Source organism: Sodalis sp. (in: enterobacteria) (assembly GCF_047607725.1).
GTDB lineage: Bacteria > Pseudomonadota > Gammaproteobacteria > Enterobacterales > Enterobacteriaceae > JBLKSS01.
Genome location: NZ_JBLKSS010000293.1, coordinates 1 through 16,875, shown reverse-complemented (window position 1 = coordinate 16,875; position 16,875 = coordinate 1). Strand labels below are relative to the sequence as shown.

Genomic DNA, 16,875 nt, shown 5'->3' with positions numbered 1-16,875 from the left:
TCATCGCCGGATTATCCATGATCTGACAGCCGTCCCTTATAGGATGCGGGTTCACTAGGCATCGTAGTGGAACATATTCTTACCGGGCCGTACAACAAACCCACCAATAATTCAAGACGTCCTCCACGGGGCGCTTACGTTACGTTCAACATGGATGAATATGTCGGTCTGCCCGTTGAGCATCCCGAAAGCTATCATTCCTTCATTTATAATAATTTCTTTAATTATATTAACATTCCACGGGAAAACATCAATCTCCTGAACGGCAACACGCCGGATATTGACGCCGAATGCCGCCGTTATGAAGAAAAGATCAAATCCTATGGCAAAATTCATCTGTTCATGGGCGGCGTCGGCAACGACGGGCACATCGCCTTTAACGAACCCGGTTCTTCCCTGGCGTCGCGCACGCGCATCAAAACCCTGACCCAGGAGACGCACCGGGCCAACTCGCGCTTCTTCGATAACGACATAGAGCAAGTCCCCCGCTACGCACTGACGGTGGGTGTCGGTACGCTTCTGGATGCGGAAGAAGTGATGATCCTGGTGATAGGGCATAATAAGGCCCAGGCGCTGTAGGCCGCGGTAGAGGGGAACGTCAATCATATGTGGACCATTACCTGCCTGCAGTTGCATGCTAAAGCCGTTATGGTGTGCGATGAACCGTCCACTCAGGAATTGAAGGTGAAAACGGTCAAATACTTCCGTGAACTGGAACAAGACAATCTGAACACCGCCGACTAACCTCCCGGAGCTGACTATGCATGCTTTAACCAACGGCCGCATCTATACCGGCAGCGAGATTCTCGATCACCACGCACTGGTGGTCGCGGACGGCGTTATCGACGCCATTTGCCCCGCCGACAGCCTGCCTGCCGGCATTGAACGCCGTGATCTGGCCGGTGCCGCGCTGGCGCCCGGTTTCATCGACCTGCAGCTTAACGGCTGCGGCGGCGTGCAGTTCAACGACAGCCTGGCGGCGCTGTCTGTCGAAACGCTGGAAACAATGCAGGCCGCCAACCAGCGCTCCGGCTGCACCAGTTTCCTGCCGACACTGATTACCAGTACCGATGAATTTATGCGTCGGGCGGTGGAGGTGATGCGCGCCTTTTTGGCGCAGCATAAACATCAGGCGCTGGGGCTGCATCTGGAAGGCCCGTACCTCAGCCCGGCCAAGAAAGGCACCCATGACCCGGCGTTAATGCGCGCACCAACGGAAGAGATGGTAGAATTCCTTTGCGCGAACAGCGATGTGATTAGCAAAATGACCCTGGCCCCCGAGCAGGTGGATCCCCAGATGATCCGTCGGCTCAGCGATGCCGGTATCCGTGTTTCCATCGGCCATTCCAACGCCACCTATGATCAGGCCAAGGCGGGTTTTGCCGCCGGCATCAGCTTCGCCACCCATCTGTTCAACGCCATGCCACCGCTGGTCGGACGCGAACCGGGGGTCATCGGCGCCCTGTTCGACGCCCCCGAAATCTACTGCGGCATTATCACCGACGGCCTGCACGTCAACTGGGCCAACGTGCGTAACGCCAAACGTATCAAGGGCGATCGCCTGGTGCTGGTCACCGATGCCACCGCACCGGCGGCCGGCACCGAGAATATTGAGCTGTTCATTTTTGCCGGCAAAACAATATACTATCGCGATGGCCTGTGCGTGGATGAGCACGGTACCCTCAGCGGCTCGGCGCTTACCATGATTGAAGCGGTGCGCAATAGTGTCGAATACGCCGGTATCGCGCTGGATGAGGCATTGCGCATGGCCACCCTTTACCCGGCACGGGCAATGGGCACGGACGCGAGGTTAGGGACGCTGACGGTGGGCAAAATCGCCAATTTAACCGCCTTCACCCGCGATTATAAAATCAGTAAAACTATCGTTAACGGCAACGAAGTTTGACCATAAGCGAGTAAGCGATGACACCAGGCGGACAGACCCCGATAGGCAATATTGACCTTGTTAAACAGTTAAATAGCGCGGCGGTCTACCGTCTCATCGATCAAATGGGGCCCATTTCCCGCATCCAGATAGCCGAACAGAGTCAGCTCGCGCCCGCCAGTATCACCAAGATCACCCGCCAATTGCTGGAACGCGGCTTGATTCGCGAAGTGGATCAGCAAGCGTCCACCGGCGGCAGGCGGGCGATCTCCATCGTGGCCGAGACCCGCGCCTTCCAGGCCATCGGCGTTCGCCTCGGCCGGCATGATGCGACGATCATGCTCTATGATTTGAGCAGCAAGGCCCTGCTGGAGGCGTTCTTCCCGCTACCGCAGCGGACACAGCAGACGTTGGAGCTGGCGCTCATGGAAGCTATCGCCGACTTTCTCGAGCAAGCGCAACGTAAAATCCGCGAGCTTATCGCTATCTCGGTGATTTTACCGGGGCTGGTCGATCCCTTCTCCGGCATTGTCCGCTATATGCCCCATATACAGGTTCACCGTTGGCCGCTGGTAGAGCAGTTACAACAGCGCTTCAATCTCACCGCGTTTGTGGGCCACGACATACGCAGTTTAGCGCTGGCGGAGCACTATTTTGGTGCAACCCAGGACTGCGCCGATTCCATTTTGGTCAGGCTGCACCGCGGTACCGGCGCGGGGATCTTAATTAACGGCCAGATATTCCTCGGCAGCAACGGCAACGTCGGTGAAATGGGCCATATCCAGGTCGATCCGCTGGGAGAGCGCTGCCACTGCGGCAATTTTGGCTGTCTGGAAACCATTGCCGCCAATGCCGCGATAGAGCAACGGGTGCGTCTGTTGCTCAGTCAGGGTTACGCCAGCAAACTGACGCCGGACCACTGCCGAATAGACACCATTTGCCAGGCCGCCAACCGCGGCGACGGGCTGGCGGTGGAAGTTATCAAACAGGTGGGGCGCCAGTTGGGCAAGGTTATCGCCCTGAGCATCAACCTGTTCAATCCGCAAAAGGTGGTGCTGGCGGGCGAAATCACCGAAGCCCACAAAATTTTGCTGCCGGCCGTGCAGCGCTGTATCGATAATCAGGTGCTGAAAGCCTTCCGGCAAAATTTACCGGTCGTAATCTCGGCGCTGGACCACAGTTCGGCCATCGGCGCTTTTGCCCTGGTCAAACGCGCTATGCTTAATGGTGTGCTGCTACAGCGGCTGCTGGAGACCGATTCGCCGGCGCACCGCTGATCTGCCCGCGGCGGCACGCGGCGCGGGTGAGGACGCTGCCGCCGTGGCGAAAACCATAAAACCGCTGCGCCTTATCTGAAGTCCTGCCCGGCTCACCCGGTTATTTCCCGGGCCTGCACTGCGAAAGAGTCCCTGCCCGGTTTGCCCCGTGATTGTTTCAAAATTCCCTCGTCCAGAGGGCCCGTTTGGCCTGCTGGGTCGGCAAGGCGGTTACGCGCCGCACCCGGGCCACGGCCGCCGGCGGTAAAAATCCCATTATCGAATTCGCAATGAACGAGCCTTTTTCTTCTGCTTTACTGCTTTTTATGTAATTTATTGCACATTTCATTAAATATTATTCGGCCGATAGGGTTTATTTCTGCATGGATATTGAATTGTTGGGCCATTTTGGTGCTAAATCGTTGCTAACGTGACGGCGCAAGCGACGACACGGCGACCGCCGGGATTAATCATGAGGGAAAAGCTATGTGTTCTATTTTTGGGGTGCTGGATCTGAAGACCGATCCGGTCGAACTGCGTAAACAGGCGTTGGAATGCTCCCGCCTGATGCATCATCGCGGCCCCGACTGGTCCGGTGTCTATGCGGGCGATAAAGCAATACTGGCCCATGAACGTCTGTCTATCGTCGACGTCAACACCGGCGCCCAACCCCTTTATAACGCGGCGCACACCCATGTACTGGCGGTCAATGGCGAGATCTACAACCACCAGCTTATCCGCGAACAGCTGGGCGATCGCTACGCTTTTCAAACCGGTTCCGATTGTGAGGTGATCCTGGCCCTGTATCAGGAAAAAGGCCCGGAATTTTTGGATGAACTGCGCGGCATGTTCGCTTTTATCCTGTACGACACGGAAAAAGACGCCTATTTAATCGGCCGCGATCACATGGGCATCATTCCCCTGTATATGGGGCATGACGAGCACGGTAACCTGTACGTCGCATCAGAAATGAAAGCGCTGGTTCCGGTCTGCCGCACGCTGCAGGAATTCCTTCCAGGCCACTATCTCTGGAGCCAGGACGGCGAAATGCGTCAGTACTATCAGCGTGATTGGTTCGACTATGATCGGGTGAAGGACAACGTTACCGACAAGGCGGCGCTAAAGGCGGCGCTTGAGGAGTCGGTGAAAAGCCATCTGATGTCCGACGTGCCTTACGGCGTACTGCTGTCCGGCGGGCTTGATTCTTCCATTATTTCCGCCATCACCAAAAAATACGCCGCCCGCCGGTTGGAAGACCAGGCCAAAAGCGAAGCCTGGTGGCCGCAGCTGCACTCCTTTGCCGTGGGCCTGGAAGGCTCGCCGGATCTGAGCGCCGCCAGTAAAATGGCGGCGGCGCTGGGCACGGTGCATCATGAAATCCATTTCACGGTGCAAGAAGGGCTGGACGCGATTCGCGACGTGATTTATCACATCGAAACCTATGATGTCACGACCATTCGTGCTTCGACGCCAATGTATTTAATGTCGCGCAAGATCAAAGCGATGGGCATCAAAATGGTCCTGTCCGGCGAAGGCGCCGATGAAGTTTTCGGCGGCTACCTCTATTTCCACAAGGCGCCGAACGCTAAAGAGTTCCACGAAGAGCTGGTATGTAAGCTGCAGGCCCTGCATATGTATGACTGCGCCCGCGCCAACAAAGCGATGTCCGCCTGGGGCGTCGAAGCGCGTGTTCCCTTCCTCGATAAGCAATTCCTGGACGTGGCCATGCGAATCAACCCACAGGATAAAATGTGCGGTAACGGCAAAATTGAAAAACACGTTTTGCGCGAGTGCTTCGCCGATTACCTGCCGGAGAGCGTCGCCTGGCGGCAAAAAGAGCAATTCTCCGACGGTGTGGGCTACAGCTGGATCGATAGCCTGAAAGCCATCGCCGCAGAGCAAATCAGCGATCGGCAGCTGGCCAATGCGCATTTCCGTTTTCCGTACAACACGGCCACCTCCAAAGAAGGTTATCTGTACCGGGAGATGTTTGAAGCGCTGTTCCCGCTGCCGAGCGCCGCGGAATGCGTCCCGGGCGGCCCGTCTGTGGCCTGTTCTTCCGCCAAGGCCATTGAATGGGATGAATCCTTCAAGAAAATGGACGATCCCTCCGGTCGCGCGGTGGGCGTACACGCTTCGGCCTATTAACGGGCATCCCGCCCGACCCTCCGTTCTAGCAAGCAGGCCGCGGGCAGGCGTCACCAGGCGCTTTGCACCTCGGCGGAGGTCGGCAACCGATCTAGACCCCATCGCCGGAGGGCAGACAGGGGTCCCGTTGGCGTTGGCATGATGGAAGGCGGGTGTGGCTGGCTCTGATGTTCGCCGTAACGACAGGCAAATGTCGCGCCAGCGTGCGCCAGGACGGCGGGCTTATGCCGCGCAGACGTTCCCAGGACGGTTATCACGCCGGCGAACCGGAGGTCTGCCGCCCCCGTCAATCATCCATGTTGCCCCGGTCAAAAAGCCCCTTGCCGACCCGCGATTCACGCCCGTGAGCGCGGGAAAATCATTGCGTTAGCCGCTTTTATCGTCAGGTTGTTCATAAGCCAGACAAACGGCCCGCGCAATGCCGGTTAAGCGAAAAAAAGGGGTTGACTGAAGTTCGTCAACTCCGCATAATGCGCCCCGCAACGCCGAATGTAGGTCATGTGGAAAGTTGGCTACGTAGCTCAGCTGGTTAGAATACAGCACTCATAATGGTGGGGTCACAGGTTCGAATTCCGTCGTAGCCACCATACTTTGCGGGAGTGGCGAAATTGGTAGACGCACTAGATTTAGGTTCTGGCGCCGCAAGGTGTGCGAGTTCAAGTCTCGCCTCCCGCACCATTGTTTCGGTTAGCAGCAAATGGGGTATAGCCAAGCGGTAAGGCAGCGGGTTTTGATCCCGCCACCCCCAGGTTCGAATCCTGGTATCCCAGCCAATATGACCTGCCGATATCAAGGTCTGTTGCTAAAAATCGGTAACAAAACGGCTACGTAGCTCAGCTGGTTAGAGCACAGCACTCATAATGCTGGGGTCACAGGTTCGATTCCCGTCGTAGCCACCATATTTTTGGGGTATCGCCAAGCGGTAAGGCACCGGATTCTGATTCCGGCATCCCCAGGTTCGAATCCTGGTACCCCAGCCATATCAAGCCCGCGCAGGCGGGAAGAAGAGAACGCTCCGTCGGGAGCGTTTTTTTATGGCTGCACGGTCTGAACCCCGGGGGCATTAACGATAAAATTAAGACGATCGTAGCAATGGCTGGCGCGGGTCACCAACGTCTGGAACGCCGGCTGCATGATGTCGGCATGGCTTATCCAGGGCGTTTTGATCGTTATCTGCTTGCTGTAGCGGTAGCCGAGCGCAGTTTTCTCTCCCGCTATGTCGATATCGAACCATTGGGAGCGTAACCGGCAGGCGTCTATCGCCGCGGTAATGCCCTGGCCAACCAAATTAATCCGCCGCAGCAGCTTTCTCGGTTCCCCTAAATAAATATCGGTTAACCCCCCTTCGCGCTGATAACGGTTAAAATCATCCCACTCCGTGGGGTAAGGGCTACCAAGATAGAGATAGCGTGCATCCGCAATTCGCGTCAGCGCGTGGTGATCTTCGGCGTGGATATTGACTCTATAGACGTCAGGCAACTGATAGCGGGTCGGATCGCGCTCTACCCGGCATTGGGCGTTTTCGTTTGCCACCGCGTTGCACAACGACAAATTGATGCTCTCCACGCCATGGTCGCTATCCCCTTGAAACAGCGTGGCCAGTTCCCCGCCTAACATCCTGACCTGCCGCTCATGGATCGTCGACTGCCCCTCAGCGGTAAAAATTTCCTCCCGCTCCACGCGCTGTTCCTGCCGCGGGCTGAAGACGGGGATGGCGTCCACGATCACTTTTCCCTCCGGCGTAAACACCAGCGCCGCGCGATCCTGAAGGTCCGAGGCCACATAACCCGGCGCATAAAAATATTGCGTCGGATCCAGCCACTCGATTCTGCCGGCTATTTTTGCCTGCACGATAGCGTGATTGGCCGTGGCGCCGGGAATCGACAGGGGCATAGCATACAGCCCGCGCTCCACCAGCGCCGGACGGGCCTGCACGCCCGCCTCGCGCAGCATCGCCGTCAGCAGGATGGACAAATCTTTACAGTCGCCATAGCCATTCTGCTCGATTTGGGCGAGATCAAAGGGGACATAACCACGGTTGCTGGCGCGCCAGTCGCCAAGATAACGATAGCGCTGGTGCAGGTAGTGCATTATCTCCGCTACCTGCGCGGCCGCGGGGCGCCCTTGAAGGCTTTGTATCACCCTCCGTGCGTCGGGCGGCAACGGTTGTTGCAAAATAAGATTATATTTTTTCGCCATTGCGCCAAAATTGTCCTGCGCGCTAAGGGAACTGCCAACCTGAAGATAAGGAATAGTGCGTACGTAACCATTGGGCAATTCGTTGATGTAATTTTCATAGCGGGGTTTGACCAGCGTCACCTCAATCTTTTTCTTGTCCCGCGTGGTCTTGACCCTGAACTGATCGGTTAATTGAGCGTGGTAATACAACGGCCGCTCGGCGGTATAGGTCATCTGATACGCATCCAGCCGCTCGGCGTCAGGGTGGAATGCCAGCATCCGTGTCACATGGGGAAGATAGGGGACGGCGGCATAGTGGTGCTTTACGGTATAGCGGATGACGGCATGCTTGCGTAGATGAGGAAACGCCAGCGAAGTCGTTTTATTACGCGAAAAACCCAGGTAGGGATTAGGCTCCATCCGAATGTCGACCTTGGCCTTCATGGGCGGCTGCGCCGGTTCATCCGGGAAGCGTACGCTGGCGTCAACGAGCGTGAACGTATCCTCTTCCGGATAGCTGAAATCCATGCGCGATACCCTATCGCGCCCGGCGGCGGTCAAAATTTGCACCGTGGCGGTGTAGCGGCAATCAACGCTGCCGTCAGCGTTGAAATGACAGGCTTCCTTGATGCGGCTGGCGAGTGGCGCATCGGTGACCGATTGGCGTTTACCGTGGGCGGGGTTTATGAGTAAAAGTGCAATAACCGCGAAATAACCGTTTCCCTTTATCATCAAATGTCCTTATTTATTATTTTCTCATCCTGTAAATTAACGCCGCGAGCGGCCGTTATGCTGGCTATAGTATTGGCCTTGCGGGAAGGTAACAACCCGGCAATGAAGCATTAGCGTTTGAATAAAAAACCTATGATTTAATTGACTCTATTTTGAGTTGATGCTTACCCGACGAGACGGCATACCGATAGCGATGCCCGCGCAAACGATCGCCTGAAAGAGAAGCGCAGGACGCGAAGCGGTTATCCCCTGACATAGGCAGCGCACGGCGTAAGCGACGGCCAGCGCCTGTAACAGGCGGCGCGGAGCTTGGCGCGAGGGGACCCGTCGCCTGAAACAGCCGGCGCATAGCTCAGTGTGGGAGGCGGGCATGGTCGTTTACAAAAGACAGAGGTCACGGCCGCGCGGCATGCCGTCTAGGCGCCTGCGCGGGATAGCCGCTCCCCGCTGCAGGCGGTCGACGCCACCGGGCGTCGCCCCCCGACAGGGGTTCACAGCCCCAGCGTGTAGCGCAACACCCGCTGCTTAACGCCGCCGGCGCGCTCAGCCAGCATCAGGCCGAGATTGCGCGCCAGCATCAGCGGCGGCAGATCGTTGCTGAACGCCGTATAGAACGCATCCATTCCTGCTTGCATCAGCAGGTTATCGCCGCGCCGGCGGCGCTGGTAACGTTGCAATACTGCCAGCGTATCCCAGGGTTCGTCACGCCGGCGAGCATCAATCAACACCTCCGCCAACGCCTCGGCATCGCGAAAGCCGAGATTGGCCCCCTGCCCCGCCAGCGGATTAATGGTATGCGCAGCATCGCCAATCAGCGCCAGCCCCGGCTTGACGTAGTCGCGGGCATGCTGACGCGTCAGGGGAAACGATGCCGCGCCATGCAGGGTGAACGCACCGAGCCGCGCGGGAAAGGCCGACTGCACTTCCCGCGCCAGCGCCGGCAGCGAGAGTTTCTCCAGTTGGCGGATACGCGCCGCGCCGTCATACCATACCAGCGACGCCCACCGGCCGTAGAGCGGTAAAAATGCCCGTGGTCCGGAGGGATGGAACGCCTGCCAGGTCACGTCCTGTTGCTCGCCCTCGGTTTCCACGCTCAGCAGCAGGCAGGATTGTCGGTACTGCCAGCCGCTGACCGCAATGCCCGCCTGCCGCCGCACCCAGGACTGCGCGCCGTCGGCCCCGACGACGACCCGGCTCGTGACGGTACTGCCGTCACTAAGCGTCAGCCGCCAGCGGCCACCCTCATGGACCATGGCGTCGAGCGAGGCAGGGCAACGCAGCGTCAACGGGTCGCAGTCGGCGAATTCCTGCCACAGCGCCCGCTGCAGCCGGCGGTTCTCCACCATAAAACCCAGCTCCGGCAGGCTCAGGGAGTCAGCATCGAACGCCACCATCGAGGATGGCCACTCCCAGGTTTCCAGGCGGCGGTACGGCACGCAAAAACGGTCGCCGATGCGTTGCCAGGCCTTGAGGCGACGCAGCAGCGCCACCGAGGCGCAACTGATGGCCGACACGCGTAAATCCGGCGGCGCGTCGTCCGCCACGGACGTTGGGGGGGCGGGGTCAACAACCAGCACCCGAAATCCCGCCTGGGCCAGCGCCAGCGCCAGCGCCGCGCCCACCATGCCGCCGCCGGCCACCACTACCTCATAGCACGCTTCGTTCGTCTTCATTTCGGCCAATACCTACGCTATTATTTTCAGATTCCGGTAGTGTACCGCAAAATTGACCCTTTAAAGATGCGCCGTACGCGCTAGACTGGTCACAACACCGGCAAAGGATTACAATACGCGCCTGCGCAAGCCTGCGGGCTTTTTAATACTGCATTGAGTAATAGCAAGCTAATGACCAAAAAACTCCATATCAAAACCTGGGGCTGTCAGATGAATGAATACGATTCATCCAAGATGGCCGACTTACTGGATAGCACCCACGGCTACCAGTTGACGGACAACCCCGAAGAGGCGGATGTCCTGCTGCTCAATACCTGCTCCATCCGGGAAAAAGCGCAGGAGAAGGTATTTCATCAGCTGGGCCGCTGGCGGATGTTGAAGGAAGCCCGGCCGGATTTGATTATCGGCGTCGGCGGCTGCGTGGCGTCTCAGGAAGGCGCCCATATCCGCGAACGGGCCAATTATGTGGATATCATTTTCGGGCCGCAGACCCTGCACCGCCTGCCGGAAATGATTAATCACGTCAACGGCACCCGCAGCCCGGTGGTGGATATCAGCTTCCCGGAAATTGAAAAGTTTGACCGGCTGCCGGAGCCGCTCGCGGAAGGGCCGACCGCCTTTGTCTCGATCATGGAAGGCTGCAACAAATACTGCAGTTTCTGCGTCGTGCCCTACACCCGCGGCGAGGAAGTCAGCCGTCCGTGCGACGATATTCTGTTCGAGATTGCCCAGCTGGCGGATCAGGGTGTACGCGAAGTCAACCTGCTGGGGCAGAACGTCAACGCCTATCGCGGCGCCAGCTATAACGGCGGTATCTGCACCTTCGCCGAACTGCTGCGGCTGGTGGCGGCCATCGACGGGATTGACCGCATCCGGTATATCACCAGCCATCCCATCGAGTTCACCGACGATATTATCGATGTCTACCGCGATACCCCGGAGCTGGTCAGCTTCGTGCATCTGCCGGTGCAAAGCGGCTCCGATCGCATCCTGACCATGATGAAACGCGCCCATACCGCGCTGGAATATAAATCGATCATCCGCCGGCTGCGCAAAGCGCGCCCGGATATACAAATCAGCTCGGACTTCATCATCGGCTTCCCGGGCGAAACCCAGCACGATTTTGAGCAAACGATGAACCTTATCGCCGACGTGAATTTCGACATGAGCTTCAGCTTTATTTACTCCGCCCGTCCCGGTACCCCCGCCGCTGATATGGTGGACGACGTCAGCGAAGAAGAGAAAAAGCAGCGGCTGCATATTTTGCAGAAACGCATCACGCAACAAGCCATGCAGTTCAGCCGCCGCATGCAGGGTACGGTGCAGCGTATTCTCGTGGAAGGCACATCGCGCAAAAATGTAATGGAACTGTCCGGGCGCACCGAGAACAATCGGGTCGTCAATTTTGAAGGCGCGCCATCTATGATAGGCAAATTCGTCGATGTGGAAATTGTGGATGTCTATCCCAATTCGCTGCGCGGCGTCCTGTTGCGCAGCGAGGATCAAATGGCATTGCGCAGCCATGAAAGTCCGGCGTCGGTCATTGCCCGCACCCGTAAAGAGAACGAACTGGGCGTGGGTATTTACCAGCCGTGAGCCCCCCCCCGCCCGTCATCACGCCAGGGCGCCGCTCCGCTCCGCCGCCTCGCCGTTGCCCTGGTTGCATTGCACTAATTGTGCCCCAATATACATATAATGGTCTTTGCCCTTGACGCGTGGGCGGGGATGCTTCATTTATTAGCCATATGCCCGGTTGTCGGCCCTCCCAGCCCCTGGCCTGTGGTTCACCCTGTAATGGCTTTAGTGCCGAGAGGAAAGATTTGAACGTCGAAACCAAAGAAATCATGCTGGAACCCGCAGATAACAACCGTCTATTGAACCTCTGTGGGCCGTTTGATGACAACATCAAGCAACTTGAGCGCCGGTTGGGCATTGAGATCAATCGGAGTGACAATATTTTCAAGCTGGTAGGCAAGCCCCTGTGCGTCAACGCCGCCGCCTCCATTCTCACCTCGCTGTACGTCGACACGGCGCCGCTACGCGGCATCATCGCCGATATTGAGCCGGAACAAATCCACCTGGCCATCAAACAGAGCCGGGTGCTGGAACAAACGGCGGAAAGCGTGCCCGATTATGGCCGCGCGGTGAATATACAAACCAAACGCGGCATCATTAAACCGCGTACGTCGAACCAGGCGCAATATATCGCCCACATTCTCGATCATGACATTACCTTCGGCGTCGGCCCGGCCGGGCCCGGTAAAACCTATCTGGCGGTGGTGGCGGCGGTAGATGCGCTGGAGCGGTAGGAAATCCGCCGTATTCTCCTGACCCGTCCGGCGGTGGAAGCAGGAGAGAAACTGGGTTTCCTACCCGGCGATCTGAGTCAAAAGGTCGACCCTATCTGCGCCCGCTTTACGACGCGCTCTTTGAGATGCTGGGCTTCGAGCGGGTGGAGAAACTGATTGAGCGCAATGTCATCGAGGTCGCGCCGCTGGCCTACATGCGCGGGCGCACGCTGAATGACGCCTTCATTATTCTCGACGAGAGCCAGAACACCACCATTGAACAGATGAAGATGTTCCTGACCCGCATCGGCTTTAATTCCAAAGCGGTGATAACCGGCGACGTCACGCAGATAGACCTACCGCGCAACCAGAAATCAGGGTTGCGTCACGTGGTGGAAGTGCTGGCGGAAGTCGAGGAAATCAGCTTCAATTTCTTCCACAGCGAAGACGTGGTGCGCCCCCCGGTGGTGGCGCGTATCGTCAATGCCTATGAAGCCTGGGAAACCGCTGACCAGAAATGCAAAAAACAGCTGGCCGCCGAGCGCAAACACGAGTCCCTGGGCCAGAGTAACGGTGCAGCACAGGGCGGCTCAGATTCGCCGTCCTCCGGGGAGCATAGCGCATGAGCGAGGTGATACTGGACCTGCAGCTGGCCTGCGATGACGCGCGCGATCTGCCCGCCGAGGCGGACTTTCTGCGCTGGCTGCAGGGCGTATTGCCGCTGTTTCGCGACTGCGCTGAAGTCACCGTGCGCCTGGTGGACGAAGCGGAAAGCCACGAACTCAACCTCACCTACCGCGGCAAAGACAGGCCCACCAACGTGCTCTCCTTTCCCTTTGAAGCACCGCCGGAGGTGGAACTGCCCCTGCTGGGGGATTTGGTCATCTGCCGCCAGGTGGTGGAACGCGAAGCGCAGCAACAGGAGAAAGCGTTAGAGGCGCATTGGGCGCATATGGTTGTTCACGGTTCGCTGCATCTGCTAGGGTATGATCATATCCTGGATGAGGAAGCCCTGGAGATGGAATCGCTGGAAACGGAAATCATGCAAAAGCTCGGTTACCCGGATCCCTATCTTGCGGAAAAAGACGCGTAATCTCCCGTTCCCTTTAATTATTAGAGAGTGAAACTAACTTAACGCTATGAGCGACGACCATTCGCAGAACAACGATAGTCCCAGTCCCAAGAAGGGCTTTTTTACCCTGATGCTAAATCAGCTGTTTCACGGTGAACCGAAAAATCGTGACGATCTTTTGGAACTTATCAGGGATTCCGAACAGAACGAGCTTATCGACCCCGATACCCGCGATATGCTGGAAGGCGTCATGAACATCGCCGAACAGCGGGTGCGGGATATCATGATCCCCCGCTCGCAGATTATTACGCTGAAGAAGAACCAATCCCTGCAGGAGTGCCTTGACGTTATCGTCGAATCGGCCCATTCCCGCTTTCCGGTCATCAGCGAAGATAAAGATCATGTGGAGGGGATCCTGCTGGCCAAGGATTTGCTGCCCTTCATGCTCAGCCACGACGAACCCTTTAGCATTGAGAAGATCTTGCGGCCGGCGGTCATGGTGCCGGAAAGCAAGCGGGTGGACCGCATGCTCAAAGAGTTCCGCTCCCAGCGTTATCACATGGCCATCGTCATAGATGAATTCGGCGGCGTGTCCGGTCTGGTGACCATCGAGGATATCCTGGAGCTTATCGTCGGTGAAATCGAGGATGAATACGACGATGAAGAGGATCGGGATATCCGCCAACTGAACCGCCACACCTTCACCATCCGCGCCCTGACCCCCATTGAGGATTTTAACGAGGTCTTCAATACGCACTTCAGCGACGAGGAAGTGGATACCATCGGCGGCCTGATGATGCAGGCCTTTGGTCATTTGCCGGTGCGCGGCGAGGCCATCGACATCGACGGCTACAATTTCAAAGTGGCGATGGCCGATAGCCGGCGCATTATCCAGGTGCATGTCAAAATACCCGAAAATTCACCGCAACCCACCATGGAAGATTAAATTCCCAATGGCCATCCCCTCACTGTTTGCACGCCAGCGGCTCCGCGCGCTGCTGGCGCTCGTTATCGGCGCCTGCGGCACCCTGGCATTTTCCCCGTACGATTTCTGGCCCGCGGCCATTATCTCGCTCTGCGGCCTGCTGGCGGTCACGCTCAACCGCAGCGGCCGGCTGGCCGGCTGGCTGGGCTTTGTCTGGGGCTTTGGCCTGTTCGGCACCGGCGTTAACTGGGTCTACGTCAGCATCGCGCAATTCGGCGGTCTGCCTGGCCCGGTAAACGTAGCGCTGGTGGTGGTGATGGCCGCCTATCTGGCGTTATACCCAATGCTGTTTGCCGCTCTGCTGGCACGGCTGTGGCCGCGTACCAGCCTGTGGCGGCTGGTGCTCGGCGCGCCGATGCTGTGGTCGGTCACCGAATTTCTGCGCGGCTGGGTGCTGACCGGTTTCCCCTGGCTGGAATTCGGCTACAGTCAAATTGATGGACCGCTAAAAGGGATCGCGCCGCTCTTGGGCGTACAGGCTATCACCTTCATACTGATGATGATAAGCGGCCTGGCAGTCTTTGCGCTAGCGCTGCGGCGATGGCTGCCGGCGCTGGGCGCGCTGGCGCTGATGCTGCTGCCCTGGCCGCTGCGCTCGTTACAGTGGTACCAGCCTCAGCCGGCGCGGGCCATTGACGTGGCGCTGGTGCAGGGCAATATTGCCCAGTCGATGAAATGGGAGGCCAGTCAGGTCGGCCCGACGTTGGATATTTACCTGCAGCGTACCCTGCCGGCCCTCGGCAAGGCGCAGATGGTCATCTGGCCGGAATCGGCCATACCCGACGACGAGATTGCCCAGAACGCGTTCCTGACCCGACTCGATGAACAATTACGGCAGGGCCATACCCGTTTAATCACCGGCATCATCGATGCGCGGCCTACCCCGCACGGCTACGATTATTACAACAGCATCGTGGTTTTAGGCGAAGACACGTCGTACCGTTATCCCTCGAAGGATCGCTACAACAAGCATCACCTGGTGCCCTTCGGCGAAACGGTGCCGTTTGAAAGTCTTCTGCGGCCGCTGGCGCCGCTGTTCAATCTGCCGATGTCCTCACTCAGTCAGGGACAGTATTTGCAGCCGCAGCTGCAGGTGGCCGGCATGAAACTGACCGCCACCGTCTGCTACGAGATTATCCTGGGTGGCCAGGTGCGGGATAATTTCCGTCCCGATACCGACTTCCTGCTGACCGTGTCCAACGACGCCTGGTTTGGCCATTCCATCGGCCCGTGGCAGCATTTCCAGATGGCGCGCATGCGCTCGCTGGAGCTGGGCCGGCCGCTGCTGCGCAGCACCAATAACGGCATCACCGCGGTTATCAACGCCGACGGGACGCCGCTGGCGCAATTGCCGCAATTTACCCGCAATGTGCTCAACGTCCACGTCACCCCGACCCGGGGGCTGACCCCCTACGCCCGTGCCGGCTCTTGGCCGCTATGGATTGTTACGCTGCTGGCCGGATTGACCGCGCTGGTGCTTGATCGCCGCCGACCCGCCTGAGGACATGGCATGCTGCTTGATGAACGCTATATTTTAAAGGACAGCGCGCAGTCGCGCGACTATTACGCCGCGCCCCATCCCGGCGTGCTGCATAAACAGATAGATCATATAGATGATTATGCGCGTCGGCTTATCGCCCTGTCGCCGTTTGTGGTGCTGGGTACCCAAAGGTCCCCGTGGGTTCGACTGCTCGCCCAAGGGCGGCGAACCGGGATTTATCCAGGTAGAGAACGATAAAACGCTGCTGCTGCCGGATCGGGGGGGCAATAATCGTCTAGATGGCTTGACCAATCTGCTGCATCACCCGTTTGCCGGCCTGCTGTTTTTGATTCCGGGCTGGTCGGAGTGTTTTCGCGTGAATGGCCGGGCGCAGATTTCCGTGGAGCCGGCGCTGTGCGCGCGTTCTGCCCAGAACGGCGTGCCGGCGAAGAGCGTGCTGGTCATCCGGGTGGATGAAGCCTTTATCCACTGCGGCCGCGCTATTGGCTTCGCCGGTCTGTGGGAAAGCGGCAGACAGCCCGATCCGGCGCAATTGCCAAAGGCGCTGGATGTTTTCAAGGCGCACGTTGCCCTGCATAAGGCGGCGCAATAGCGAAAGCTCCCTAAGCGCGCAGCGCAGTAGGCAAACGAGGCCATTTGCCTCGTTTGCCGTAAAGCCTCCGTGGCCGGCGGCTCGGGCCTCATCGCCGCGAAGCCGTCAGTGCCAATCTAAGGGCTTACCGCGCCTAACGCTGCCAACTCGCGCCACACATCCGCGTCAGCCAGCCAGGTCAGTAAGCGTACGCCCAGCGCCGTATTGAAAGTTATTCAGCAGGGATGGTGAGGTTCCACGGCAGGAGCTCTTTGATTTTGTTGATGGGATGATCCGCGATAATCGCCAGCACATGGCGCAGATACGCTTCCGGCTCCACGCCGTTCAGTTTGCAACTGCCGATCAGCATATACATCAGCGCCGCCCGGTCGTCGCCGCTATCCGAACCGAAGAACAGATAGTTCTTGCGACCCAGGCTTATTACCCGCAGCGCGTTTTCAGCGATATTATTGTCGATCTCCGCCCAGCCATCGCCGGCGTAGTAGCACAACGCCCGCCAGTGGTTCATCAGATAGTTGAACGCCTTTGCCGTATCGGCCTGGCGCGACAGCGTGGTGAGTTTTTC

The 16,875-nt window shown here is 58.1% G+C and carries 11 protein-coding genes, 4 tRNA genes and 2 pseudogenes; 14 read left to right on the top strand and 3 right to left on the bottom strand.

The genetic code is table 11. The features are described from left to right. Positions 1-138: 138 nt before the first annotated feature. The 8 genes and pseudogenes from nagB to ACMX3H_RS18580 form a co-directional block, all read left to right on the top strand. A pseudogene (nagB, locus tag ACMX3H_RS18615) lies at positions 139-744 on the top strand (glucosamine-6-phosphate deaminase); the annotation flags it as partial. A gap of 16 nt (positions 745-760) precedes the next feature. Next, positions 761-1,906: an N-acetylglucosamine-6-phosphate deacetylase gene (nagA, locus tag ACMX3H_RS18610; RefSeq protein WP_415211843.1), complete on the top strand. Its 1,146-nt coding sequence runs from the start codon at positions 761-763 to the stop codon at positions 1,904-1,906. Between the two features lie 17 nt (positions 1,907-1,923). Then, complete coding sequence (gene nagC / locus ACMX3H_RS18605; RefSeq protein ID WP_415211842.1) at positions 1,924-3,162, top strand: DNA-binding transcriptional regulator NagC; 1,239 nt, start codon at positions 1,924-1,926, stop codon at positions 3,160-3,162. A 465-nt stretch (positions 3,163-3,627) separates the two neighbouring features. Continuing rightward, positions 3,628-5,289 (top strand): asparagine synthase B, encoded by a 1,662-nt coding sequence (gene asnB / locus ACMX3H_RS18600; protein WP_415211841.1) that lies wholly within the window; start codon positions 3,628-3,630, stop codon positions 5,287-5,289. A gap of 593 nt (positions 5,290-5,882) precedes the next feature. Then, a tRNA-Leu gene (locus ACMX3H_RS18595) sits at positions 5,883-5,967 on the top strand. A gap of 20 nt (positions 5,968-5,987) precedes the next feature. After that, positions 5,988-6,062, top strand: a tRNA-Gln gene (locus ACMX3H_RS18590). A 49-nt stretch (positions 6,063-6,111) separates the two neighbouring features. Beyond that, positions 6,112-6,188 (top strand) — tRNA-Met (locus ACMX3H_RS18585). Positions 6,189-6,194: 6 nt separating this feature from the next. Further along, positions 6,195-6,269 (top strand) — tRNA-Gln (locus ACMX3H_RS18580). 52 nt (positions 6,270-6,321) lie between these two features. Here the strand turns inward: ACMX3H_RS18580 and ACMX3H_RS18575 are convergent. Both ACMX3H_RS18575 and ubiF read right to left on the bottom strand, forming a co-directional pair. Continuing rightward, the gene (locus ACMX3H_RS18575; protein ID WP_415211840.1) at positions 6,322-8,199 is read right to left on the bottom strand and encodes a transglutaminase domain-containing protein; all 1,878 of its coding nucleotides are present in this window, start codon (positions 8,197-8,199) and stop codon (positions 6,322-6,324) included. Positions 8,200-8,690: 491 nt separating this feature from the next. Further along, entirely contained in the window at positions 8,691-9,872 is a 1,182-nt protein-coding gene (ubiF, locus tag ACMX3H_RS18570; protein WP_415211839.1) for a 3-demethoxyubiquinol 3-hydroxylase, read from the bottom strand. Positions 9,873-10,043: 171 nt separating this feature from the next. On the opposite strand from ubiF, the gene miaB reads away from it, so the two are divergent. The 6 genes and pseudogenes from miaB to ACMX3H_RS18540 all read left to right on the top strand — a co-directional run bounded on the left by miaB (position 10,044) and on the right by ACMX3H_RS18540 (position 16,310). Next, on the top strand, positions 10,044-11,468 hold the full coding sequence (miaB, locus tag ACMX3H_RS18565) for a tRNA (N6-isopentenyl adenosine(37)-C2)-methylthiotransferase MiaB (RefSeq protein WP_415211838.1): 1,425 nt from the start codon (positions 10,044-10,046) through the stop codon (positions 11,466-11,468). Positions 11,469-11,692: 224 nt separating this feature from the next. Then, positions 11,693-12,786: pseudogene (locus tag ACMX3H_RS18560) on the top strand (PhoH family protein). After that, positions 12,783-13,253: an rRNA maturation RNase YbeY gene (ybeY, locus tag ACMX3H_RS18555; RefSeq protein ID WP_025422968.1), complete on the top strand. Its 471-nt coding sequence runs from the start codon at positions 12,783-12,785 to the stop codon at positions 13,251-13,253. The pseudogene ACMX3H_RS18560 and the gene ybeY overlap by 4 nt, the downstream one beginning before the upstream one ends. A 46-nt stretch (positions 13,254-13,299) precedes the next feature. Further along, positions 13,300-14,178, top strand: a complete 879-nt coding sequence (gene corC, locus ACMX3H_RS18550; RefSeq protein WP_415211837.1) for a CNNM family magnesium/cobalt transport protein CorC — start codon at positions 13,300-13,302, stop codon at positions 14,176-14,178. Between the two features lie 7 nt (positions 14,179-14,185). Next, positions 14,186-15,718 (top strand): apolipoprotein N-acyltransferase, encoded by a 1,533-nt coding sequence (lnt, locus tag ACMX3H_RS18545; RefSeq protein WP_415211836.1) that lies wholly within the window; start codon positions 14,186-14,188, stop codon positions 15,716-15,718. 118 nt (positions 15,719-15,836) lie between these two features. Continuing rightward, the gene (locus tag ACMX3H_RS18540; RefSeq protein ID WP_415211835.1) at positions 15,837-16,310 is read left to right on the top strand and encodes a pyridoxamine 5'-phosphate oxidase family protein; all 474 of its coding nucleotides are present in this window, start codon (positions 15,837-15,839) and stop codon (positions 16,308-16,310) included. Between the two features lie 211 nt (positions 16,311-16,521). On the opposite strand, the gene ACMX3H_RS18535 is transcribed toward ACMX3H_RS18540, so the two are convergent. Further along, on the bottom strand, positions 16,522-16,875 hold a 354-nt coding region (locus ACMX3H_RS18535; protein ID WP_415211834.1), incomplete at its 5' end, for an IS66 family transposase.